Origin of the sequence: Peribacillus phoenicis, from assembly GCF_047238085.1 — a bacterium.
Classification (GTDB): Bacteria; Bacillota; Bacilli; order Bacillales; family DSM-1321; genus Peribacillus.
The window spans coordinates 2,083,357-2,105,278 of record NZ_JBDFMF010000001.1 but is presented as its reverse complement, the minus strand read 5'-3'; the positions used below and the strand labels follow the sequence as shown (position 1 = coordinate 2,105,278).

Sequence of the window (21,922 nt, the reverse complement as noted above, 5' to 3'; positions counted from 1 at the left end):
TGATGGTACAACCATCATGAGTCTTTACTTTTTAACAGCGATTTTAAATTGCAACGTCCTGGTAACCTACTTCAATTATTTTTTCATTTAATAGACGAAGCCCTAATCCATTTTCTATATCCCATGTACAATTAAATGTAATTCCAATATCTCGCCCCTCAAAAATATCCGCATAAGGAACAACAATTCCATCTAAAGTTATCATTTCTAGTATTTGATTAGTTGTTTCAACTAATGGATAATTTTCATTTAATCCAATATCATAACCTAGTTCATGTCGCTTTTGTTTGTAATAGTCTAAAATTGATTGCAATAAACTTAGCTGTAAATCCTCCCATTTTTGCATAAATGCTTGATATGCCATATACTGCTCTTCATCAAACTTTCCATCTTCTTCACCATCTATCATCAAAGATATCTCAGTTTCTTTACCAAAAAAATGAATAGTGGTATCCTTAGCCCAACCATACTCAAGTTCACCAAAAATTGGGTCGTTTATAGTCATTTTAAAATCTCCTCTTTTTGTTTATTAGCAAACCCTCCAGGTATAAAAGCTCCTGCATTTATTTCTCATACACCACCCAGATGTCCGAATTCACTATTTATTTTTGTTGGCACAAGTTGCATTGTTTTAACATCATTTAATTCATGCCATGTTAATTTATTATTTTCTCGATATTTCTTTATATCTCTTGCACTAATTTTACCAGACTCCATCCCAAATTGGCTTGCTAATTCAGGTGAATTATTAAGTTGATCAGCTAATTTTAGGTCTGATTGAACAAAATTAGCTCGTCTGGCTTTCCCTCCATAAGTTCCTTTTCCTCCAAGCATATAGTTGATTTCAACTTGTGCTTTTGCTGTCGGTGAAAAATCAGGAACAGCATTTTTATATTGGATGCCATCAATCCCAACTTCATCTAAAATTTGTTTTAATTGACGGTCTGGTGGCGGCTTAAGTATTCCCTTAGATTCACCCCTTATTCCCTCAAATTCAACCTTTGAATTCTCTAATGCAGGTGTCTGATTAAGCCTCGCTTCATACGAACTAGCAAATTCAGTTTGTCTAAAGGCAGGTGGAACTTCAGCACCCCTATTATCCGTACCCTTAGAAATACTCTCCCCTGAAACACCCTCTACTTTTCTATCCTTCACCGTGAATTTCTGATAGGCTTCCTTAATTGTCTGCTTTTCCATTACAATTTGGGGAAGGTTTGGTCCTCCTGCGAGGGAAACTTGTTCCATACTTATCCGTTTAGGTATTTCTTTTTTACCTAGTTCGTCACCTATATTTTTTAACGTGGTTTTTCCTGATCTCGCTATGTCTGTTATTGTAGCTTGAACCTTCTGAACCTGCTTTTGCGCAACCTCCTTGCTGTAAGGGACGAACTTTGTACCACTCGTACTTTATCGGCGACTTTGGCCGCACCAGCTACACCGCCGATTCCGAGCACCTTCAACAGGCCGTTCTGGCGCTGTTCCTCGGTTACCTGGTTGCCGAACATGTCTTTGCCGGTGGCTGCTTCCCCGAGACCGTTGGCTGCGAGGAGTACGTATAATTCGTATTTGGCTTTCTGGCACATATATAATTGGATTAATTTTCTATTTCACCTTACCTTAAAACCATTGTTAAAGATTATTCTCTTCTTTCCTCTGCTCTCGTAATACACCGTTCACAGTCATTACAGTCTATTTACAGACAAGAATTAATTTAACACTTAGTGTATTATAAAAATTATAGTGCTCTTTTAATTTTTAACGCTAAAAAGCACTTGTTGTCTTTAATAGACAATCAAGCGCTTTAAGTTCATTTTCTAAATAATTCATTAAGTTTCATGTTTTAATGTTGACAGTATGACATCTATGAGGAATCCTATCTATTAAAATGTTATCCCGCCCTATTCTCGATCTTATTACCTAATATTAAAATTACATTGACACACCTTGAAGGTACAACCTTGATGAGTCATGAATTCAAATTAGAGCGTATCTTCGAGTGTAAACAATTTAAAGGTTATTATTTTTTATCTCATCAAACCACTCATTAAAAATATGAGTGGCGGTTTTAATCTCATCATGCGTATAAACTAAATCATACTTGTATTCAGCTTTGAAGTTCCCACTCTTAACATCATATATTAATTTCATCTCAGTGGGCATATCTCTTTTATATTCTTTGCACAATGCTTTGATTTTTCCGATATCTTCATTTAAGATATCTAATACCATAAAATTTCGTTCTGCAGATACATCATATCTTTCTTCCCCATTCTCCAATGCATCATTCAATTTATGAGGCTCTACATACTTGTCGTTAATCATATAAAAAAAATCGCTCGCAGTAACTCCTTCTTCACGTGAAGCATAAACATACACTTTATCAGCTCCATCTTCAACATATTCCATACATATGGATATCATATCTGCTTGCAATTCACTAAACTTATCTTCAAATTCTTTCATACTACTAATTCACTCCTTAGATTAATTTTCAAGAACTCTAGAGCTCCTTTTACCATCAATAGTATATATATATTTAAATTTTTCAGGACGCATATCACTCCCAGAATAAATTATATCAACATTAACTGTTACTTTTTTGGGAGATGTTTCTTTTAAAGCTGCAGCCCATTCTTCTTAACATCAGATAATTGCGAAACCAAATTGTCAATTTTAGGTGAGCCTCCAAACCTATCACCTGCCAAATGCCCTGCATGGTCTTGACCTTTTACTTTACCAGGTGTGTTTTTGCTGTGTGACAATCTATCTGTTCTCGTTGTTAATTGTAAATTTTATATCTAATATCAGACTTAAACCTATTTTTTCTTCCGTTTGTAAACTGTAGTCTGTTGTCCACTAATGTTTTAACTTCACATACTTCAGCACTACCTTTACCCATACCCTTAGGAATACTCTCCCCTGAAGCAGCCTCTACTTTGCTATCCCCTTCACCGTGAATTTCTGCTTGGCTTCCTTAATGGTATGTTTCTATCACAACTTGGCGAAGGCTTGGTCCTCCTACGAGGGAGGTCTGTTCCATACTTATCCGTTTAGGGATTTCTTTTTTACCTATTTCTTCACCTATATTTTTTTACATAGCCATTACAATCTATAAAAGTTTAACACTTCGTGCAATTATAAAATTATAGTTGTCTTTTTATAATTCACTCTAAAATGCAAAACCGCACTTGTTGCCTTAGTAGACAATCAAGTGCTTAAAGTTTATAAGTTTTTAAGTAGCATTAAATTTGTTTTGTAGTAATAGTACGACACCTTTTATATGTCTTGACAAGTAATACGTTAAAACTTACGAGTTTGTACGAGTTCGTTAGTTTCGTGTCCATTCCATGTGTTAATATTCATCAACCAGTAAAATGTCATCTCGCCTAAGCTCGTGTGACTTATTTTATTGTGTCGAGAGATGGGGGTGCAAGCAGTAGCTTATGATGGTACAACCATCATAGAATCAATTCTTCAAAATGAAAATTTCTTTTTCTGTCCTGTTCTATTTAATTAAATCGGATTATTTGGAAATTCATCATGATACTTATCAATTAATGCTTTATAATTTTCATCAGATGGTCACCTAAATATTTATTTTTCCAAATAATCATCTGGTCACTAAAACTATAATCTGTATCAAACCAATTTGTATAATCATAATGTAACTTAAATTTCCCACTACTCTCTAGAGACATTGTAAAAGAATACCAAAGTAATTGCTCATTATCTTTAAAAACCTTTCTAAGCTCCTTACTCAATTTATATAAAACATCTTCTTTTCTCTCAAATTCATCTTCATCAATTTGATATTTGAAAGGAATTTCTAAACTATATTTATATTGCTTATTTTCAAGTGTATTATAAAAAAAGTAAGTTCCTCCTCCATTTTCTGATATTTGAGCATAAAAATAAAATTTATTCCAATCTTCTGGAATAATTTCATTAACTGTTTCAGCTATCTCTCTACTTCCTGCTCTATTTTCAATGGTTTTCTTAAATATTCCTTTACCTTCAATCTCATAAACTACTTTATATGAATCTGGTCTTAATGAAGTCCCAGGAATCTCTTTCAGAGCGTTTGCCCACTCAGTCTCCATCTTGTACCACTCCCCACCAGAGCGATTAATTTGCCTATTCAAGCAAGCAAATTATCAATATCTCCCGAACCACGAAACTGAGTTCCTATCAAGTGTCCACCATCATCATCAAACAACCTTCTTCTCGACCTACTGCCACTTGCATCGCTGTTTTTCTTGTTCCTTTTTCAAGTATATTAATTCTTCTGCATTTACATCTACTATTCTACCAAGTTCATCAGTTGTATATTTATAATTTTCCTCAGTTATATAGCGTACATTTGGATCAAGTTCTTTCCTTCCATTCTTTCCTTTAATGATATGCTTTCCAAAATTTGCCCCTGTTATTTCAGTTATCTTACTTTCCTTATCCCTCCTATTTATCTTTATTATTTTCACAAACTAAGTATTAAAACAGAATGCTTTGATGGTACAACCATCATGAGTTATGAATTTTTCATTAGTATTTTCTGTCGTCCATAGCAATTTCTCACATAAAACAAAAAGCACCTGTTGTCCGTTTGACAATCAAGTGCTTTATTCAATGTTTTACTTCCTGTATAGTTTAGTTGTGTAACTTAAATTCCCGTAAATAAAATCTATATAGAGCCTTTAAAAACATCTACATCGTTTTCGTTTAATACTGCTTTTATTTCATTACCTTCAAAAACAACCAAATAGTCATTTGGTAAAGCAAGAACTTGAATGATTTCTGGTTTAATTTTTAGTAGTTGATAAGCATATAGAGCATACAACTCTGTAGTATTATTATCCTCTACAGGACCTATATACCAACCTGAATCTCCTTTTTCAACATCTCTATTTCTTTGTAAATATATTTTCTCAAGTTCTAGTACACCTTTAGTAAGTATGATTTTATCACTAAATTTTATTGATAAACCATCGACATTTATCTTTCTCAAAAAATGACCTTGTTCTAGTTGTACCCACAATGCTAAAGTTAAATCTTCTGTTATATCTTCAAATGGATTTCTAGAGTAATCAGGAGAAGTCAATATAAAATTCCCGGTTTCTCTCTCATGTAAATAATAGACAGACCAACCAACTTGAAGAGAGAATCCATGAATTAATTTATTACAATCTACCTGTTCTAATATAGCAAACAAATTTTCTATTTGAGGTTCTAATTCTTTTTCGGCAGTCACTACAATGGTTTTACCCATAATAATCTTTTCAAATTTCATCATTACTTCAACCTCTCCTCTATAGCTACTTTTAGCGCTTCTCTAGCTTGTTCCCTCTTTTTCTAGCATCTCCATTCTAACATTAACAGGAACCTCTCCCATCTTAGAATGTCCTTTCCAATCAGCCCAACTATGAGCCCCCTTAGAGGCATTCGAAGATTTCCCAAGAACCAACAAAATTATCTTTTAGATTTAGAATTTCTATCTGTTGTTCTCTAGTTAACCTACTGAATCCTTCGATTTCAGTTATTTCTTTCATTGAAACCATATGGTCTGCTTCAAACTTAACTAAAAATTTAACACTTAATGCACTTATAAAATTATAGTGCTCTTTTACATTTCTACGCTAAAACGCAAAAAAGCACTTGTTGCCTCTAATTGACAATCAAGTGCTTTAAGTTCATATGTTTTTAAGTAGCATTAAATTTGTAAGTTTTATGGTAACAGTATGACACCTTTTATATGTCGTGACAACTACTACGTTAAAACCTACGAGCTTGTACGAGTTCGTTAGTTTTATGTCCATTCCATGTGTTTATATTCATCACCCAGTAAAATGTTATCTCGCCTAAGCTCGTACTTCGTTTTTCTATTCTATCATTGCACACAGTACTCCATGATGGTACAACCATCATGGAGTATGTACTTTTTAATAGCTTATTCTTTTTCTTTCCACTCCAATAATAAATTCTTTTTTTGTTAACTTGCCTTATGTGCTTTTATATCATTCAACTTTAAACATTAGATGTTCTTAGTTACCTCATTAACAGATTCACTAAACATATCAGGGTCTTCATTTTTTATATCAATCAATAATTCTTTAATAATAATCGTAATTGATGGATCAAATCCCGAAAGTACTTTCCCATATGCTAATCTTACTTGAGGGTGATTAAGAATTCTATAATGTAAAATTTCTACCCATTATTTAGCTGAGTTAATCATCTTTGGAAAAGCTTTAGCAATACATACAAGTCCTTCTTCTATGTTATTTTTATATAAGCTCTCTATTCCATGAATCAAACCAAACATAACCTCAAATTGCTCAGTCTCATCATCCAAAACTAAACATAAATCTGTAATAACAGAGACGTCGTTGTACTCTATTACTTCCATTAATGACTCATTAAAATCTCGTATCTCATTTTCATTTTCTAATAAACGATTATCATATAGTCTTTTTAAATGACTCTTAATATCCAAAGGTAATCATCCTTTCCATGTTTTATTTATCAAATAAATGCGGATACAGCTCTTTGTTTCTTTTAATAACTTCTCTTAAACCTTCTCTTATCTCAGCAGTATATAAACCATCTTTTATATAAATTTTTCAAGCATCCAAGATATCATGAGCTAAGGCATCACGAAAGCTAAGGTTTAAATACGCCTTCGATTTTTCTCCTGATAGACCATATGTATATGTTTCACGATGTCTCCCACCAGTTCCAGGATGAGGTTGTTCCATATTCATACTCACACCATCATTCCTTTTTATACCAGCTTGTTTCATTTTCTCTGCAGAAGGCATATGATGTGGAGTAATATTATCAAAAGCAGTTCCTTGTTTCACAAGTTGTTTATAGGTTCCAACTTTTCCTTCATTAGTCAATAGAGCTTTATCCGTATCCTTAGAAATACTCTCCCTTGAAACACCCTCTACTTTTCTATCCTTCACCGCAAATTTCTGATAGGCTTCCTTAATTGTCTGTTTTTCAATCATAGCATGGGGAAGGCTTGGTCCTCCTGCGAGGGATACTTGTTCCATACTTATCCGTTTAGGGATTTCTTTTTTACCGATTGCTTCACCTATATTTTTTATCTTGGTTTTTCCTGATCTCGCTATGTCTGTTATTGTAGCTTGAACCTGCTTTTGCGCAAATTCCTTGCTGTAAGGGATGAACTTTGTACCACTCGCTACTTTTTTCTAATCCACCTTGCCTTAAAGTAAATCTATATGATTTTAAGTCCTCACGGCCTATTATCTGAGGAGCATGATATGGAGTAAGTTGATACATTTTCATATCTCAACAATGAAAAGACAAAAGACCTTAACTTTTGCGTTAAGGTCATACAAAAAGAACAAGCTCTTATTGTCCTCCAATATTCATTCTTAAGGTATTCTTCTAAAATACTCTTATCATATTCAGTTTCAGGTAAAAGACCCAAGCAAGTGTATTCCCAAATACCCCTTCTTTCGTGATTATCTGCATTTGAAAGATTCTCATAACCATAGTCAACCATAAATTAAAATTTTATTAACAAGTAAGTTTATTTAGTAGTATTCTTAATTTTATTATATTCTTCAATTATCTTGAAATCCCGTTTTCTATTCGCTTTTGGCATTATGCCTAATTTTTCATATTCCCAAATTACTTGTTGCTCATAGCTATCATCATTTTCTAAATTTCTATAATTATAATCAATATTAAATTTTCCATTTGATGTCAATTCTAATGTTAAGTTAGTCCACTGCTCTTGTTTTTGATTTTTAAATTCATCCCATAATTCTCTTAGATATTCATATAATTGGTGTAATTGTCTATTAACTTCGTCCTCATTAACATTATCCATATCTTCAATATCTAAACTATAAATAGGTGTTTCTTTATAATGAGGATAATAGTAGAAATAGGTTCGATTACTCCACTCTGTTACTTCAGAATATAATAATACTTTGTCCCAAGATTCAGGAATAATAAAATTTAATTGTCGTCCTATATTTTGATATAGTTGCTCCATTTTTTCTTTATTCATTTATTTACCTCCTTTTTACCATCAATTTTATACTTTATTTCAAATCTACTTGGTCGTAAAGACTGCCCTTCATATATTGGTTTTATATCTACCGAAACATGTTGACCTTCTCTTAAAGCTTTTGCCCAAGCATATTCAAGTTTTTTATAAGCACTTACATTAACATTACCATTCATTGCAACTATATTATCGATAAGAGGAGAACCATTAAATTGAGTACCGATTAAATGTCCTCCATGATCCCCTTTAGTACTAGGAGCTATTATTCTCTCATCCCCTCCAGCAGCTAACTGATGTTTGGTATCACGAACACCCATTTCCAACGTTAACTCTCCCGAAGCCTTCTCAATTCTTCCTAAATCGTCTGTTTGATATCGATATCCATTTGTTTCATATTTAACATTTGGCTTTAATTTAAACTCATCTAAAAAATGACTACCGTCTTTAATTATATCATCAACGCTCTTATACCTTTACGCGTACCCTTAGGAATACTCTCCCCTGAAGCAACCTCTACTTTGCTATCCTTCACGGTGAATTTCTGATAGGCTTCCTTAATTGCCTGCTTTTCCATCATAACTTGGGGAAGGCTTGGTCCTGCTGCGATGGAAACTTGTTCCACACTTATACGTTTAAGAATTTCTTTTTTACCTAGTTCTTCACCTATATTTTTTAACGTGGTTTTCCCTGATCTCGCTATGTCTGTTATTGTAGCTTGAGCCTTCTGAACCTGCTTTTGCGCAAATTCTTTGCTGTAAGGGATGAACTTTGTACCACTTGCTGATTTTTTCCTATGCCACCTTGCCTGAAGTAATTCTATATGATTTTAAGTCCTCACGGCCTATTATCTGAGGAACCTATATGGCTTAAGATGATACATATTCATATCAACAATGAAAAGACCTTAACTTTTGCGTTAAGGTCATACAAAAGAACAAGCTTTTCTTGTCCTTCATTATTCTTTCTTTAGGTATTCTTCTAAAATACTTTTATTATATTCAGATTCAGGTAAAATACCCAAATAAGTATATTCCCAAATAACCCTTCTTTCGTGGTCATCTGAATCTGATAGATCTACATAATCATAATCAACCTTAAAATTCCCTGTACTTTCTAAAGTAAAAGTTAAATTGGTTCATTGTTCTGTTTAAATTCTTCTAATAAGTCTATTAAGATCTTTATTAACCTCCGCCATGTTTCTCTATGCTCCATTCAACTAATATGTAATTAAGGTATATCATGGATATATATGAGGTTATCATTAAAATTAAGTGATAGAAAATGAACGCTGTCCCTGTCCCCACAGTAATTTCTCCATACAAAATTACTTTACTCCACTCTTCTGGAATAATCTCATTTACAGTTTGAGTTATTTTTTGGTAGTTTGATTCATTCAATTCTTTTACTGTTGCTCTAAACCAGACGCTACCTGATAAGAGTAAAGTTTTGGTTTATTTTGTATAAAAGGTCAAAAGAATTATAACCATGGCTAATAGCTTTTAATATCATTCAGAAAAACGAACAAATTGAAGAATAGCATCAGAAAGCGTTGATGATAGTGCTTGGAATCCACCGGGTTCTATTTTGTTGTATTTTCGCACCCAATATTCAAACTTTATTTACTTGGCGACAAATAAATTATCCATGAACTCTTTAAAATTTCCAGATATCGGTTTAATAAATTCTTTCCTTAATTCATTATCCTCTTCAAAGTAGTCCATGTCACAAAAATAAACTTTACCTTTTTGTTCTCTATCTAAAGATAAACAGATTAAACTATTAGCCGGATCTAATCCTATAGGGAGAAAATCTTTCGGTACAATCCTGCTTTCATTATACTTAATGAAATTACTTTCTAAATTTTCTTCTATTTCACTAGATAAAGGGAAAAATAGTATAATCGAGGAAGTTATTGTTCGATCTTCTGTTTGAAATCTTCTATTTACCGCTTTTCCACCATTATTAGATAATAAAAATTTACTGAAATCTTCCGGTAGTACTAAATTAAATTTTTTCTCGAAATTTTCAAGTTCACTTACTGTAATATTTTTAAATGTATATTCAAATTTATATTCCATTTTATTTTTGCTCCCCCATCTACTTTGTATCTTCTATAGAATACATTTGCTCTAGCAAATCACTAAATGTATCACAAACTAATGATAACGCTTCTTCTTCATGATTGAAGAAAATTATTTTGGGAGAAGGATAATTATTTCGATAATCAAAACATAAGTAGTTTCCAAATGGATCTCTGGCAAAAGGCACAATCCCTTTTAACGTTGGACTAGAAAATAGCTCATAAAACATCCCTATATTTATATCATTATCAGTAAAGCTAATTAAATCATTAAATACTCCCTGTTGCCCTTCACCAAAATTAAAGATATTAGGCTCTGGAAAACCTCCGTTATATCTCATAACACACATTTTGTAGTCATCAGGATATTCAATCTCAAACACTCTTTCAATCGAAGCAATTACACCCTCATCGGGTTTTTCTTCCTCTACAAATAGCCACTTTTTTAATCCCATGTTACCATCTCCAGAATTTCTTTTTTTATAATACCTTTTCTGCCCGATTCACCACCGCCCCATATAGCCCTTCCACCAGTATGTCCGGCTGCTTGGTGTTCAAAATAATCCACAATTTGCATTCTACCTGTTTCCTGATGATGATGCCAAGTAAGTGTTTTTGGAACTCTACCTTCTTTAAACACTTCATATTCTTTCGCTGTGAACTTTTCAGCTAGTTCTGGATTGCTTATAATTTCTTCAGATAAGGTTTTAGATAAATATTCAAATTGTGCAGCATCTGATTCTAAAAAATATTTTTCTGGTAAGTAAATTTCAAATTTTGATTGAAAAATTGGGAATCCATCTTTGTCATAAATTACTTGATATTCTTTTCCATTTTTGATTGAAATAAAAGTGTACAGTGTAGTTCCGTCTTCATTACGTTCTTTATATTTATAATTTCTTGGTTGGTTAGGTCTTCTTGTATATGCTGGTAGATTTCTAACTGCTTCAACCATCGCACCGTCAGCCTTTGCCTGATTTACAGTAGACAGTCTTTTCACCGCAAACTTCTGCACGATATCCTTAATCGTCGTTTTATCAAATGTGACATGTTTATAGTTGTTTCCATACGCCGTCGCTAATTCTTCGACCCTAATCCGGAGAGGAACTTCCACCTTGCCGATTTCCCTGCCGAAGGCTTGAACCTTCTGTACCTGCTTTTGCGCAAATTCTTTGCTGTAAGGAATGAACTTTGTACCACTCGCTACTTTATCAGCGACCTTCGCAGCACCTGCCACACCGCCGATTCCGAGTGCCATCAACAGTCCGTTCTGGCGCTGTTCCTCGGTTAGCTGGTTGCCGAACATGTCTTTGCCGGTGACTGCTTCACCGAGGCCGTTGGCTGCGAGGAGCCCGTATATCCCGTATTCGGTTTTCTGGAGGAGGCTAAAGCCTTTTGTCGTTTTATAGGCATCGAGCGCGTGGTCCGCTGCGTTGAGTCCTTTGGCCGTTTTGTATAGGGCGCTGCCGCCTTTGATGGCCCTGCCGGCCCAGCCGACGACGGGGATGAATCCAGCGGCGGCCATGGCGCCGGCGGCGATTCGTTCGGCATCGGACAGCTTGCGACCCGTTACTGGATCGACTCCGGTTGAGGCCCTGATAGAATCATAATATCCCGTGAATTCCCCTGTAAAGGTTTTTGTCGTATCCCAGGCTTTTTCGTACCATGGGCGGTTTTCGAGTTCTTCCATTTCCTGTTCGATTTTCCGGGCTTCTGCTTGCTGCTTTTTGAAGGTCTGATAGTCTTTCATCTGACCGGCGACATCATCCTTCACTTGATAGACGTCACTATTTTTGAATGCCGATTGGTTGAATGTCATCGGCGAAACATGGCCGTCCTGTTTGGTGGCATCAAGCAAAGCACGGAAGAGGCCAACGGCCACGTTTTCCTGCCCGATGGACACATCATATTCTTCTACCAATTGCCGGTCGACATTCTCGACCTTTGTCACGGTGTCATCCAGTCTATGCCCGGCCAGCGTGATTTTTTCATTAAAGTCCTTTTGGTCGAACATATCAAGAGACAGGATATCGTCAATGCTGTTCAGGATCCTTTGGAGATCGTTCGCTTGTTGATCGACAAGCGACTTCGCTTGGTTAATACCGTTCGACACTTCGCCATCTAAAAAGGGAACCTCGACCACGGTATTTCCGGATAGGTCCGCCTCTTCCAGACTGGCTGGAATGCCTTCTAAAAAACTTATTTGGGTCGTGAATAGCTCCATCCAAGCGTCCGCCACCTCGATTTGCGCTTCATAGAAGCTTTTGATGGCGGTAGCACCGGCTCCCTGAAACTCGTTATCAAGGCCAACAATGCCCTGAAATTCCTTTTTCAGGGCTGCGACTTCCTTCTTTAGGTCTTCATATTGCTTGGCACGCGACTTTGTTGCGGCCGTCAATGTCTCGGCTTCATATATTTTCATCTCACAGGATACCCATGTGAAGACGTATGGGCGATGGCTTCATCCTGTTCTTTTAATAAGTCAATGTTGGCACGGGTATCTTCCACGTTTTTCTGGACGATTTTGATATATTGCTCGAAGACCTTCTCCAGGTTCGTTTCGCGGTCGATCCATTTCGAAGTGAATTCCAATTTATTGTTGCCAAGCTCGCCTGCCGGCAAATTTCCAAGCGTGACTGTACCAAGTGCCGTCTTCACCTGATCGACTTGCTTCATTACGGCAGGATGATTCAGTTTGATTGTCGTCATTAAAACAACCGCCTTTTTAAATCGGATATTTTACTTTCCAGCTGTTCAAATGCCTCTTCGCCTTTGCTCAAAAGGGAATCGGCTTCATGGGCTATATTCCCCGCTATGCTCAGAAGCGTATTCTCGGCATTCAGCTTTGTAATCATCGCCTCGATTTTCCATTGGTAATCGTCATAATCGTCATGAATGATACTAAACATCACATTATAGGCATCATGACGAGCTTCCTGAAATTGATCCGAGCGATTTCCTGTCCAGCTGCCACCTAGCTCAGGGTCTTTTATTTTCCTAATCTCGCTTAAGCACATGCTTTGCTCTTTTATAATATCGTTCTTCGCATTTTCTAAACGTTCAATTTTCACATTTAAATCAGCTTTTTTGCTGGAGATAGCAGAGTGTATATTACTCAAAATATCTGCATAAACCATGAAACTCACCTCAGAAACAGTATAATCCTACACTAAATGTCATATTTTCCTATTTAATATTATAAGGATTATAGTCCGAGAGTTAAATAGGGAGAAATATGCTATTTTGTCAGTTGAAAGTGAAGATTGGCATAAAAAAGTTCCTACATACCATATTCTTTATACCCGCCATTTTACCAATTTTAAACAAGTGAGCAGAATATCATCTCATTGGATTCTCTATAAAAATTCCAACCAGTTCATTCAAACTGCCCATGACTGTATCTGCGCAACAAATCATCCCGAACAAATTCCCTGCAAGTGGAAGATAAATGTGACCGTTCGGGATGAATCAAATCACCAAAAGGCAAATCACCGACAAATTTAACTTCACCTTCAAAATCTAGTCCGGATTCAGCATCAAAACCAATTACTTTCACAAAACAGGTTTTGTGTCCGGTTTTCATAAAATCAATTACTGTTAACACATGATTATGTACATCTTTCATCCTTTTTTCCTCCAACTCTTAGCATTAAGTTTTACTAACTTTATAAATAAAGAACCGATCAACAATCATGGCTAAGATTGCTAAAGGCATTAAAACTATTGGAAAATAGGCACTCCTGCAATCCATGAATTACTTTATTTTTCTATGTATTTTGTTCAATCTACCCATATTTAACTGAACTTGCATGTCCTGACTTCTTCATTCACTTATGCTTTTTTTACGTTTCCCAGAATATACTTCTCTTAGCATCTTTATGATTTCACATAACTACCATCCAAGGTCAGTCTGGCAACCCCGAGGACCTCCCCTCTTCTATATAGATTTATAACCTGCTATAATCTAAGGATTGGAGGTGTGAAAAAATGAAAGAAATCATCCAGATATTAGCTGAAATCGTCAATAATCTTCACGATTTCATCCTATTCTTTGTAAGCGACACATTAAATTCAAATGCAACGGACAAAGATCTGCATTTTTGGATAATGGGAATCATCGGTATCATAATATTTTTGTTCGTGTTATTTTTATCTAATTTAATTGCCCGGATGCGTTTTGGGATAACGATCCTCTCTTTCCTTTATACCTTTACAGTCATGGTTGTTTTAGTCTTTGCCATTGAAATACAGCAAGCCCTTACCAGCAGGGGGAATATGGAGTTTCAAGATGCGGCGATAGGCCTATGGGGGTTCATCGTATTTTTCATGGTTTTTGCTGTACTATCATCCATATTCCTATTGGTGAAGAATTTATTCAAGCAATCAAAATAAAGGTAACGATAGGTCACCTTGCTTAAAACATTCCTAATGCCTTTGAATAACTGGAAATTCAGATTTTGTATTGGCGGGAATGATAAATTCTCTGTAGCAGCAGCTTAAATGGAAAGGAAGGTTACAGAGAAGCAAATTTGATTCGGGGAATTACTTCGATTCATTTTCATTGAATAAATCAATGCTGAACAGATTAAAAGAATCGTCGTCATTAATATGTTCCTGGTCATTTCCTGTTATATCAGGACTATTTTCCCTGCGGCGGCGATTTACTTCCCTTAATTCCGCTTCCAGAAATTCCGCTTGTTCGTGGGAAAGCTTGATCGTGATTTCATTATTTTGATCATCTGCAGCTTTCAAGAGGACATAGCTATCCGCAGCATTACGTAAAGTTACATTGCTTACTGTTAAGTTCATGTTCGCTAGTTCATATCTTGCCTTCATAATGTAAAAAGAACCTCCATCGGAAAATACCGGATAAAATAAAGTATATTAAATATACTCTACTTCAAGATATTTAAATATACAAATTCTTTGTTTGGAAAAGCCTTGAAACCTAAAGAAAGCTACCTCCTTAAAGATTTCCGACAATAAATGAAAAATTGGTGTGCCGCATCATCATTAAAGATTCGTTCTTGAATAAGGGTACAGAAGGGGTTCTTCCCTTGAAACTCCAGAAGTTCTGGAACCAATGGAGCAATTGAATGCGAATTCTTCCCTTTCTTAATAAATACTTGAATGAATTCAGATTGACTATAAACAAATGGAACCCTTCATTAGCGGAAAGGTTCCATTTGTTTTTATAATTCTTTCTCGATCGCGCAAGTAATATGGTATGGACCCATGCTTTCATTTGAAGTAATGACGGTTCTCAATCGATTTGCCGGATATACCGCAGAATTGAAACTTACACCCGGGTCATACCCCATAAGATGATATTTGAAAATCCCGTCATTTTTTTTACGGATCCATATACCATACCCATAGTATTCCCCTTCATCTCCCGCAGCAATATGGGCGTCCAATAAGAGATTGGTATATTCTTGATTCAGTAACTGATTGGAAAATAACCCATCCCAAAACCTGAACATATCTGATGTGGTAATATACGCCCCTCCATCCGCACCGCCTTTGATCGGAAGGGAATATATATTTGTTCTCCATACTCCATTTTCTTCATTTATGTACCCTAAGGCAGTATTTTTAGGAAGCTGGTCCATCGAAAAATAACCGGTATTTATCATTTCACAAGGCAGAAAGATGTTCTTGTCGATATATTCAGAAAATTGGAGTCCGGTTAGTTCCTCAACAATCAATCCTAATAAAATATAGCCTGCATTATTATAATGAAATCTTTCCCCGGGTTCAAACATCATCACATCATCTTGAAACATTGGTAGGAAATCTTTTAATCTTTTTATATGGTACATCGGATTTTTCTGCCATAACTCTTCAAAATCATCCATCACTTCTTCATCAAAGTAATCAGGAAGGCCCGACGTGTGTGTTAAGAGGTGATGAATGGTTACATTTTGATGGAAATTAGGAAACACGATCGGAAGACATTCTTTAAGCTTAGAATCAAACCTAAGTTTTCCTTTTTGTATTAACTGGCAAATGGCTATCGCCGTAAACAGTTTACAACCGGAAGCAATTCCGAACCTTGTTTCGGTCGTATTCATGATTTCATCCGCTCGATTGGAATAGCCATGTGCTGAGCTATGGATCAGGTCATCTCCCGCTTTCACACCGATAACACCCGAGAATTTAATTTCCTTGCATGTTTCTTCAATAATCCTGGATATATCCATATGTAGAGTCGACATTTCCTTTTCCCCCTTGCCGGTAAAATTTTCATAACTGATGTGTTGACCAAGGTGCTACTTAGGTCTTGCAAAAAAACCCGCATCTTAGATGCGGGATAACTTATTTCAGATTTCACTCGTTCTTTTATTTCCACCAAGTATCATAAACATTAATGGCTTCATTGCGTTTATGTTCGGTTTTAGTATACCATCCTTCGATGATTTCGGCAGCTTCCGTTCTGATTTCCTTGCCTTCAAGATAATCATCGATTTCATCGTAGCTAACGCCTAAAGCCACTTCATCAGGAAGTAACGGTTTGTCGTCTTCTAAATCGGCCGTTGGAATTTTCGTATAAAGACGCTCAGGAGCACCGACGAATTTCAGGATTTCTTTTCCTTGCCTTTTATTTAAGCGATATAAAGGAAGGATATCCGCTGCACCGTCACCATGTTTCGTAAAGAAACCTGTGATCGCTTCAGCTGCATGGTCCGTACCAAGCACAACGCCTTTATACAGCCCGGCTAAATCATATTGTACCTTCATTCGCTCACGTGCTTTAACATTTCCCCTTAAGAAATTCGATAGCTTTTCAGAAACTGCTTCTTCCACAGCTTTGACAGATGCATCCACCGCTTCCTTGATGTTGACTGTAACCGTTTGGCTTGGCTTGATGAATTTTAAAGCCAGCTGCCTGTCATCTTCATCAGCCTGTACTCCATATGGCAAGCTTACAGCAACAAACTTATAGTCGCTGCCATTTTTTTCTTCATTCAATTCATTAACAGCGGTTTGAGCAATATAGCCCGCCAATGTTGAATCTTGACCTCCGGATATCCCAAGTACAAAACTTTTCAGAAACGTATTTTTCTTCATATACTCTTTTAAAAGATCAACACTTTTCCTGAATTCGACTTCAGGATCGATCGTTGGTTGGACAAGTAATTTTTTTACGATTTCTTTTTGTAATGGACGCATTGGCATAGCCCCGCTTTCTAATAAAATAGATTGGTCATTTCGTTAGCATTCTTTCTACATTTGCTTTAACTTCATCTATATTCCTCATTTTATTATCCCAACAATCCTGGCTTAGATCTACCGGGTATTCTTCAGGATTCAGTGCACGAAGGTACTCCGGCCATAATACTTGGAGATTTTTGTGCGTGAAGGCCTTGATTTCATCTATGGTCGGCAATTCATAAATCAAACTTCCATCCTTGAAAATATCCACATGCAGATCAACCGCATCGAAATCCGTGACGAATTTACTTAGGAAGGTATGGACAGGATGAAACATTTTTAATTTTTCCTGTTCCTGCGGCTTCTCATATTCCATCGCCAAGTAATCACCTTCAGCATGATGATTCACTTTATTGATGATTCGGTATACTCGTTTTAAACCAGGTGTCGTAACCTTTTCAGGGTTAGAAGAAATTTTGATGGTATCTCTCATATTCCCATCTTCGCCCTCTATTGAAACCATTTTATAAACGGCACCGAGCGCTGGCTGGTCATAAGCCGTAATCAATTTGGTTCCGATGCCCCAAATGTCAATTCTTGCTCCTTGTTGTTTCAAATTGATGATCGTATATTCATCCAAGTCATTTGAAGCGACAATCTTCGCATCATGGAACCCTGCAGCATCAAGCATACGCCGTGCTTCTTTTGATAAGTATGCTAAGTCACCGCTGTCAAGACGGACGCCAATGAAATTGATTTTATCGCCCAATTCCTTGGCAACACGGATTGCATTCGGGATGCCAGAACGCAATGTATCATAAGTATCAACCAAGAATACACAGTCTTTATGGGAAACAGCGTATTTATGAAAAGCTGTATATTCATCTTTATAAGCTTGGATCATGGAATGTGCATGCGTCCCTGAAACCGGAATGCCGAACAGCTTTCCAGCACGTACATTACTAGTGGAATCAAAGCCAGCAATATAGGCCGCTCTCGCTCCCCAAATTGCAGCATCCATTTCTTGCGCCCGCCTTGAACCGAATTCAAGCGCAGATTCTTCACCGATGACCTGTTTGATGCGTGAGGCTTTAGTTGCTACGAGTGTGTGATAGTTCACAATGTTAAGCAACGCAGTTTCAATGAGTTGAGCCTCACCAAGCGGTGCCTCCACCCGTAATATCGGTTCATTGCCGAAAACGAGCTCTCCCTCTTTCATGCAGCGAATCGCTCCCGTGAAACGAATGTTCTTCAAATAATTCAAAAATTCTTCATCATAGTGCAGACCATTTTTTAAATAGTCGATATCACTTTCCGAGAAGGAAAAGTTTTGAAGGTAATGGACAATTTTTTCAAGTCCCGCAAAAATCGCATATCCGCTATTAAATGGAAGCTTTCTGAAAAATATCTCGAAAACTGCCTTTCGGTTATGTGTTTTGTCCTGCCAATAAGTTTGGGCCATATTGATTTGGTAAAGGTCAGTGTGTAATGCGTAACTGTCGTCGTTGTACTTTTTTTCCATGGATAGTTCCTCCCAAAAGAGAAGCATTCGCTTCCCTTCTATTCTGTTGCTTGAATGGATATTATAGAATGGTTGCTCCAAGAGATCCTTTAAAATGTCCAAGCGCCCAATGGTGACCGGCATCATTGAACGAGGCCACTGCATTTTCATATACAAAGATATTATAGCCTAGATTATAAGCGTCGATTGCCGTATGCAAAATACAGATATCTGTACAAACCCCGACTAAATATACATCGGTGATGTGACGTTCCCGCAGGCGGATATCAAGGTCCGTTCCTGCAAAGGCCGAATAACGTGTTTTATCTATATAATGAACATTCTTTTGATTTTTATTAGTTTCATATTCCTCTTTTAACGCCCCGTATAGGTCTCTACCCATTGTACCGCTAATATTATGCGGTGGAAACAAATTCGATTCGGGATGTAAGCGGTCTCCTTCTTCATGTAAATCAATCGCGAATACCGTATATTCGCCGTGTTTGATAAAATCCCTGGTTATATTGACTAATTCCTTCTCGATATCCTGACCAGGCTTCCCGCAGGTCAATGAACCCCCATCCGCCACGAAGTCATACGTATAATCTATATTGATCAATGCCTTTTTCCCCATATCACCAATTCCCCCTCAATAGTAAATAGAGTCCATGACAACCTCTGCATTAAATCGGTAAAGCTGTGAAGGCCGATACGAATTCCGTTTCGTTTTCTTCTGCATTCCCTTTTCATCCAAGACTTTCTCCAAAAACGGGAGCTTCGGGGCTTTTGCATAAAAGAGTGAGTCTGCACTGATTTTTGCATCATCTCTGGCTGTCAGCAAAACCCGTTGCAGCTCAGAAAGTGTAAATTCATCCGGCAGGAATTTTTGGGCTATCGTCGTTTGTACCATTTCTTTTTTCATTAAATTCATCGCATCATTAATAATTGTATAATGATCGAATGCAAGATCTAATTGTAAGGCTTCCTGAATCGTGAACAATTCAACCTCGGCTGCGTCGTCATTCGCTTTTCTTTGATTAAGGAACTCTTCCTGGACAATGGCATAAAAAGCATTGGAAATGATCCAGCCCCTGGGATCGCGTCCTGGCCGGTCATAAACCCCGAAATGCTTGACATGGAATCCAGCTACGCCCGTTTCTTCTTTCAATTCTCGTTTGGCTGCTTCATAGGCAGTCTCGCTAGCATTGACAAAGCCTCCAGGTAAAGCCCATTTATCTCCTTCAACATTGGGGCTTCCTTCCTTATCTTTTGTGGCGCGTTTGATTAATAATAGCTTCAAAAACATTTCAGGCGGGGCTTTCTCTGCCGTTTTCTTTGTTGTAATAGTAAAGATCGCAATATCTGCGGTGTATCCATCTGGTGTAATATATTTCTTTTTTTCCTGCTGAGCCATGGCAACTCTCACTTTCTTTCACTAAGTATGGAATTCAAGTAATTAGTAAATCATTAATTACTAATTATAGTACTCTTCCTTGTGTGATTTAGCAACTCTAAATCAGAAAAATTTTCTAATTATTTAAATAATCATTTATTTTATTACATGAAAACAAGCCCGGTCATGATGACCGGGCTTGTTTATTGAATTCTTTAAACGGGATAGACCCCATGTTTACGATCGGTAAATGTCAATTGCTTACTGCTATACGCTTCAAAGCGGGCGCTCAATTCATCACGCAGGTCATTTGGCTGAATGATGCCATCAACAATCATCTCGGAGGCTAAGCGGTAAATATCGATGTCTTCATTATACTCATTGCGCTTCTGTTCGATGAATTTAGGACGCTCTTCTGGTTCCATTGCATTGATTTTATTGGCATAGACTGCATTGACCGCAGCTTCTGCCCCCATGACCGCTATCAATGCCGTCGGTAAGGCCAGAACGCAGTCCGGTTCAAAAGCTGGACCGGCCATCGCGTATAGTCCAGCACCATAAGCCTTACGGACAATGACAGAAATCTTGGGAACCGTGGCTTCACTCATGGCCGAAATCATTTTCGCACCATGGCGAATGATCCCTGCCCGTTCGACCTTCGTCCCAATCATGAATCCTGGAATATCAACCAGGAACAACAACGGTATATGGAAAGCATCACATAAATTGATGAACTTGGCTGCCTTATCAGCTGAATCATGGAACAGGACGCCCCCCTTGACACGCGGCTGATTGGCTATGATCCCTATCGTTTGTCCATTTAGCCTTGCAAGCCCAGTGATTAATTCAGGGGCAAATAGCTTCTTGATTTCACAAAACGTTTGCCTGTCTATAATCCTATCGATCAGGTCATACATATTGAAGGCTGCATTCTGATTTTTAGGAATCAGTTCTTCCAACGTTTTTTCAAAATCCGCAGGCAGCTCAGGTTTTACGCTTTTCGGCCTTTCTTGATAATTTCCTGGAAAATAGCTTAAGTACCTGCGCGCAAACGCGATGGATTCTTCTTCTGATTTGACAAGCACATCCCCGCATCCTGAAACGGAACAATGCATTTTCGCCCCGCCCATTTCCTCTTCACTCACCTTTTCGCCAATGACCATTTCTGCCATTCTCGGTGAACCTAAATACATGGATGCATTGCCATCAACCATTACGACGATATCACAAAAAGCTGGGATATATGCCCCGCCGGCGGCAGACGGACCGAACAATAGACAAATTTGCGGGACTTTTCCTGATAACTTTACTTGGTTGTAAAAGATGCGTCCTGCTCCGCGGCGTCCCGGAAACATTTCTACTTGATCTGTAATTCGTGCCCCGGCAGAATCGACTAAATAAAGAAGGGGCAGCTGTAACTTCTCAGCTGTTTCCTGAATGCGAATGATTTTCTCGACGGTTCTTGCTCCCCAGGAACCAGCTTTTACAGTCGAATCATTGGCCATGACACAGACCCTCTGACCATTGATTTTCCCGATGCCTGTAACCACACCATCGGCAGGCAGACCATCACTGGCACAATTAGCAAAGAAAGCGTCCTCTATTTCAACCCCTTCATCGAAAAGCAGCTCGAGCCGTTCACGTACGAAAAGCTTTCCTTTTTCAGCGTTTTTTTGATGATATTTTTCTAAACCGCCTTGTTTAATCGTCTCAACCGTTTCAGTTAGTTTATCCGTCGTTACCATCCCTGTTCCT

At 37.3% G+C, this 21,922-nt stretch carries 24 protein-coding genes and 5 pseudogenes; 2 read left to right on the top strand and 27 right to left on the bottom strand.

Going from position 1 to position 21,922, the window contains the following annotated elements; genetic code table 11:
- Window positions 1-43: 43 nt before the first annotated feature.
- Both ABC374_RS10200 and ABC374_RS10195 read right to left on the bottom strand, forming a co-directional pair.
- On the bottom strand, window positions 44-505 hold the full coding sequence (locus tag ABC374_RS10200; RefSeq protein ID WP_350302547.1) for a DUF6985 domain-containing protein: 462 nt from the start codon (window positions 503-505) through the stop codon (window positions 44-46).
- Between the two features lie 65 nt (window positions 506-570).
- Window positions 571-1,197, bottom strand: coding sequence for an HNH endonuclease (locus ABC374_RS10195; protein WP_413020315.1), 627 nt, complete (start codon window positions 1,195-1,197; stop codon window positions 571-573).
- Window positions 1,198-1,391: 194 nt separating this feature from the next.
- Here ABC374_RS10195 and ABC374_RS10190 point away from each other — a divergent pair, with 194 nt between their 5' ends.
- Complete coding sequence (locus tag ABC374_RS10190) at window positions 1,392-1,559, top strand: hypothetical protein (protein ID WP_350302545.1); 168 nt, start codon at window positions 1,392-1,394, stop codon at window positions 1,557-1,559.
- Window positions 1,560-2,007: 448 nt separating this feature from the next.
- Here ABC374_RS10190 and ABC374_RS10185 read toward each other — a convergent pair whose 3' ends face one another.
- From ABC374_RS10185 to ABC374_RS10100, 18 genes and pseudogenes are all read right to left on the bottom strand, one after another.
- Window positions 2,008-2,463 (bottom strand): DUF600 domain-containing protein, encoded by a 456-nt coding sequence (locus tag ABC374_RS10185; protein WP_413017452.1) that lies wholly within the window; start codon window positions 2,461-2,463, stop codon window positions 2,008-2,010.
- Between the two features lie 21 nt (window positions 2,464-2,484).
- Window positions 2,485-2,762 (bottom strand): annotated as a pseudogene (locus ABC374_RS10180) (DNA/RNA non-specific endonuclease).
- A gap of 751 nt (window positions 2,763-3,513) precedes the next feature.
- Window positions 3,514-3,989: pseudogene (locus ABC374_RS10175) on the bottom strand (antitoxin YezG family protein).
- Window positions 3,972-4,478: pseudogene (locus tag ABC374_RS10170) on the bottom strand (DNA/RNA non-specific endonuclease); the annotation flags it as partial. The pseudogenes ABC374_RS10175 and ABC374_RS10170, both read right to left, overlap by 18 nt.
- A 200-nt stretch (window positions 4,479-4,678) precedes the next feature.
- Entirely contained in the window at window positions 4,679-5,287 is a 609-nt protein-coding gene (locus ABC374_RS10165) for an immunity protein Imm33 domain-containing protein (RefSeq protein ID WP_413017450.1), read from the bottom strand.
- 738 nt (window positions 5,288-6,025) lie between these two features.
- A pseudogene (locus ABC374_RS10160) lies at window positions 6,026-6,487 on the bottom strand (Imm30 family immunity protein).
- A gap of 127 nt (window positions 6,488-6,614) precedes the next feature.
- Window positions 6,615-7,049 (bottom strand): hypothetical protein, encoded by a 435-nt coding sequence (locus tag ABC374_RS10155; RefSeq protein WP_413017448.1) that lies wholly within the window; start codon window positions 7,047-7,049, stop codon window positions 6,615-6,617.
- A gap of 203 nt (window positions 7,050-7,252) precedes the next feature.
- Complete coding sequence (locus tag ABC374_RS10150; protein ID WP_413017446.1) at window positions 7,253-7,525, bottom strand: immunity protein YezG family protein; 273 nt, start codon at window positions 7,523-7,525, stop codon at window positions 7,253-7,255.
- A 27-nt stretch (window positions 7,526-7,552) separates the two neighbouring features.
- Entirely contained in the window at window positions 7,553-8,038 is a 486-nt protein-coding gene (locus ABC374_RS10145) for an immunity protein YezG family protein (RefSeq protein WP_350302537.1), read from the bottom strand.
- Window positions 8,035-8,388 carry a DNA/RNA non-specific endonuclease gene (locus ABC374_RS10140; RefSeq protein ID WP_413020314.1) on the bottom strand — a complete coding sequence of 118 codons (354 nt, stop codon included), beginning with the start codon at window positions 8,386-8,388 and terminating at the stop codon, window positions 8,035-8,037. Before ABC374_RS10140 ends, ABC374_RS10145 begins: the two co-directional genes overlap by 4 nt.
- Before the next feature lie 605 nt (window positions 8,389-8,993).
- Window positions 8,994-9,113 (bottom strand): annotated as a pseudogene (locus ABC374_RS10135) (immunity protein YezG family protein); the annotation flags it as partial.
- Window positions 9,114-9,219: 106 nt separating this feature from the next.
- Window positions 9,220-9,435, bottom strand: a complete 216-nt coding sequence (locus ABC374_RS10130) for an immunity protein YezG family protein (RefSeq protein WP_413017444.1) — start codon at window positions 9,433-9,435, stop codon at window positions 9,220-9,222.
- Between the two features lie 222 nt (window positions 9,436-9,657).
- Window positions 9,658-10,116 carry an SMI1/KNR4 family protein gene (locus tag ABC374_RS10125; protein ID WP_289321968.1) on the bottom strand — a complete coding sequence of 153 codons (459 nt, stop codon included), beginning with the start codon at window positions 10,114-10,116 and terminating at the stop codon, window positions 9,658-9,660.
- Window positions 10,117-10,135: 19 nt separating this feature from the next.
- Window positions 10,136-10,573, bottom strand: a complete 438-nt coding sequence (locus ABC374_RS10120; RefSeq protein WP_350302535.1) for an SMI1/KNR4 family protein — start codon at window positions 10,571-10,573, stop codon at window positions 10,136-10,138.
- Entirely contained in the window at window positions 10,564-12,540 is a 1,977-nt protein-coding gene (locus ABC374_RS10115) for a T7SS effector LXG polymorphic toxin (protein WP_413017441.1), read from the bottom strand. The genes ABC374_RS10120 and ABC374_RS10115 overlap by 10 nt, the downstream gene beginning before the upstream one ends.
- The gene (locus ABC374_RS10110; RefSeq protein WP_054395992.1) at window positions 12,537-12,827 is read right to left on the bottom strand and encodes a YwqI/YxiC family protein; all 291 of its coding nucleotides are present in this window, start codon (window positions 12,825-12,827) and stop codon (window positions 12,537-12,539) included. Before ABC374_RS10110 ends, ABC374_RS10115 begins: the two co-directional genes overlap by 4 nt.
- Window positions 12,827-13,255, bottom strand: coding sequence for a YwqH-like family protein (locus ABC374_RS10105; protein WP_350302533.1), 429 nt, complete (start codon window positions 13,253-13,255; stop codon window positions 12,827-12,829). The genes ABC374_RS10110 and ABC374_RS10105 overlap by 1 nt, the downstream gene beginning before the upstream one ends.
- A 239-nt stretch (window positions 13,256-13,494) precedes the next feature.
- Complete coding sequence (locus ABC374_RS10100) at window positions 13,495-13,743, bottom strand: hypothetical protein (protein WP_350302532.1); 249 nt, start codon at window positions 13,741-13,743, stop codon at window positions 13,495-13,497.
- Window positions 13,744-14,105: 362 nt separating this feature from the next.
- Here ABC374_RS10100 and ABC374_RS10095 point away from each other — a divergent pair, with 362 nt between their 5' ends.
- Window positions 14,106-14,510: a hypothetical protein gene (locus tag ABC374_RS10095; RefSeq protein WP_101221979.1), complete on the top strand. Its 405-nt coding sequence runs from the start codon at window positions 14,106-14,108 to the stop codon at window positions 14,508-14,510.
- A 150-nt stretch (window positions 14,511-14,660) separates the two neighbouring features.
- On the opposite strand, the gene ABC374_RS10090 is transcribed toward ABC374_RS10095, so the two are convergent.
- The 7 genes from ABC374_RS10090 to ABC374_RS10060 all read right to left on the bottom strand — a co-directional run bounded on the left by ABC374_RS10090 (window position 14,661) and on the right by ABC374_RS10060 (window position 21,912).
- On the bottom strand, window positions 14,661-14,954 hold the full coding sequence (locus ABC374_RS10090) for a hypothetical protein (protein WP_350302531.1): 294 nt from the start codon (window positions 14,952-14,954) through the stop codon (window positions 14,661-14,663).
- A gap of 356 nt (window positions 14,955-15,310) precedes the next feature.
- Entirely contained in the window at window positions 15,311-16,336 is a 1,026-nt protein-coding gene (locus ABC374_RS10085; protein WP_413017438.1) for a serine hydrolase domain-containing protein, read from the bottom strand.
- A 124-nt stretch (window positions 16,337-16,460) separates the two neighbouring features.
- A complete protein-coding gene (gene nadE, locus ABC374_RS10080; protein ID WP_413017436.1) occupies window positions 16,461-17,291 on the bottom strand; it encodes an NAD(+) synthase in 831 nt (276 codons plus the stop codon).
- Window positions 17,292-17,325: 34 nt separating this feature from the next.
- Window positions 17,326-18,795: a nicotinate phosphoribosyltransferase gene (locus tag ABC374_RS10075; protein ID WP_413017434.1), complete on the bottom strand. Its 1,470-nt coding sequence runs from the start codon at window positions 18,793-18,795 to the stop codon at window positions 17,326-17,328.
- Window positions 18,796-18,856: 61 nt separating this feature from the next.
- Window positions 18,857-19,408, bottom strand: a complete 552-nt coding sequence (locus tag ABC374_RS10070; RefSeq protein ID WP_137019760.1) for a cysteine hydrolase family protein — start codon at window positions 19,406-19,408, stop codon at window positions 18,857-18,859.
- A 15-nt stretch (window positions 19,409-19,423) separates the two neighbouring features.
- Entirely contained in the window at window positions 19,424-20,188 is a 765-nt protein-coding gene (locus ABC374_RS10065) for an NUDIX domain-containing protein (RefSeq protein WP_413017432.1), read from the bottom strand.
- Window positions 20,189-20,382: 194 nt separating this feature from the next.
- A complete protein-coding gene (locus ABC374_RS10060; RefSeq protein ID WP_413017430.1) occupies window positions 20,383-21,912 on the bottom strand; it encodes an acyl-CoA carboxylase subunit beta in 1,530 nt (509 codons plus the stop codon).
- Window positions 21,913-21,922: the final 10 nt, after the last annotated feature.

Bases quoted from the DNA above. Each gene is read 5' to 3' on its own strand.
- ABC374_RS10200 (WP_350302547.1), bottom strand. From the start codon at position 505: ATGACTATAAACGACCCAATTTTTGGTGAACTTGAGTATGGTTGGGCT.
- ABC374_RS10195 (WP_413020315.1), bottom strand. From the start codon at position 1,197: ATGGAAAAGCAGACAATTAAGGAAGCCTATCAGAAATTCACGGTGAAG.
- ABC374_RS10185 (WP_413017452.1), bottom strand. From the start codon at position 2,463: ATGAAAGAATTTGAAGATAAGTTTAGTGAATTGCAAGCAGATATGATA.
- ABC374_RS10165 (WP_413017450.1), bottom strand. From the start codon at position 5,287: ATGATGAAATTTGAAAAGATTATTATGGGTAAAACCATTGTAGTGACT.
- ABC374_RS10155 (WP_413017448.1), bottom strand. From the start codon at position 7,049: ATGGAACAAGTATCCCTCGCAGGAGGACCAAGCCTTCCCCATGCTATG.
- ABC374_RS10150 (WP_413017446.1), bottom strand. From the start codon at position 7,525: ATGGTTGACTATGGTTATGAGAATCTTTCAAATGCAGATAATCACGAA.
- ABC374_RS10145 (WP_350302537.1), bottom strand. From the start codon at position 8,038: ATGAATAAAGAAAAAATGGAGCAACTATATCAAAATATAGGACGACAA.
- ABC374_RS10125 (WP_289321968.1), bottom strand. From the start codon at position 10,116: ATGGAATATAAATTTGAATATACATTTAAAAATATTACAGTAAGTGAA.
- ABC374_RS10120 (WP_350302535.1), bottom strand. From the start codon at position 10,573: ATGGGATTAAAAAAGTGGCTATTTGTAGAGGAAGAAAAACCCGATGAG.
- ABC374_RS10115 (WP_413017441.1), bottom strand. From the start codon at position 12,540: ATGAAAATATATGAAGCCGAGACATTGACGGCCGCAACAAAGTCGCGT.
- ABC374_RS10110 (WP_054395992.1), bottom strand. From the start codon at position 12,827: ATGACGACAATCAAACTGAATCATCCTGCCGTAATGAAGCAAGTCGAT.
- ABC374_RS10105 (WP_350302533.1), bottom strand. From the start codon at position 13,255: ATGGTTTATGCAGATATTTTGAGTAATATACACTCTGCTATCTCCAGC.
- ABC374_RS10100 (WP_350302532.1), bottom strand. From the start codon at position 13,743: ATGAAAGATGTACATAATCATGTGTTAACAGTAATTGATTTTATGAAA.
- ABC374_RS10095 (WP_101221979.1), top strand. From the start codon at position 14,106: ATGAAAGAAATCATCCAGATATTAGCTGAAATCGTCAATAATCTTCAC.
- ABC374_RS10090 (WP_350302531.1), bottom strand. From the start codon at position 14,954: ATGAAGGCAAGATATGAACTAGCGAACATGAACTTAACAGTAAGCAAT.
- ABC374_RS10085 (WP_413017438.1), bottom strand. From the start codon at position 16,336: ATGTCGACTCTACATATGGATATATCCAGGATTATTGAAGAAACATGC.
- nadE (WP_413017436.1), bottom strand. From the start codon at position 17,291: ATGCGTCCATTACAAAAAGAAATCGTAAAAAAATTACTTGTCCAACCA.
- ABC374_RS10075 (WP_413017434.1), bottom strand. From the start codon at position 18,795: ATGGAAAAAAAGTACAACGACGACAGTTACGCATTACACACTGACCTT.
- ABC374_RS10070 (WP_137019760.1), bottom strand. From the start codon at position 19,408: ATGGGGAAAAAGGCATTGATCAATATAGATTATACGTATGACTTCGTG.
- ABC374_RS10065 (WP_413017432.1), bottom strand. From the start codon at position 20,188: ATGGCTCAGCAGGAAAAAAAGAAATATATTACACCAGATGGATACACC.
- ABC374_RS10060 (WP_413017430.1), bottom strand. From the start codon at position 21,912: ATGGTAACGACGGATAAACTAACTGAAACGGTTGAGACGATTAAACAA.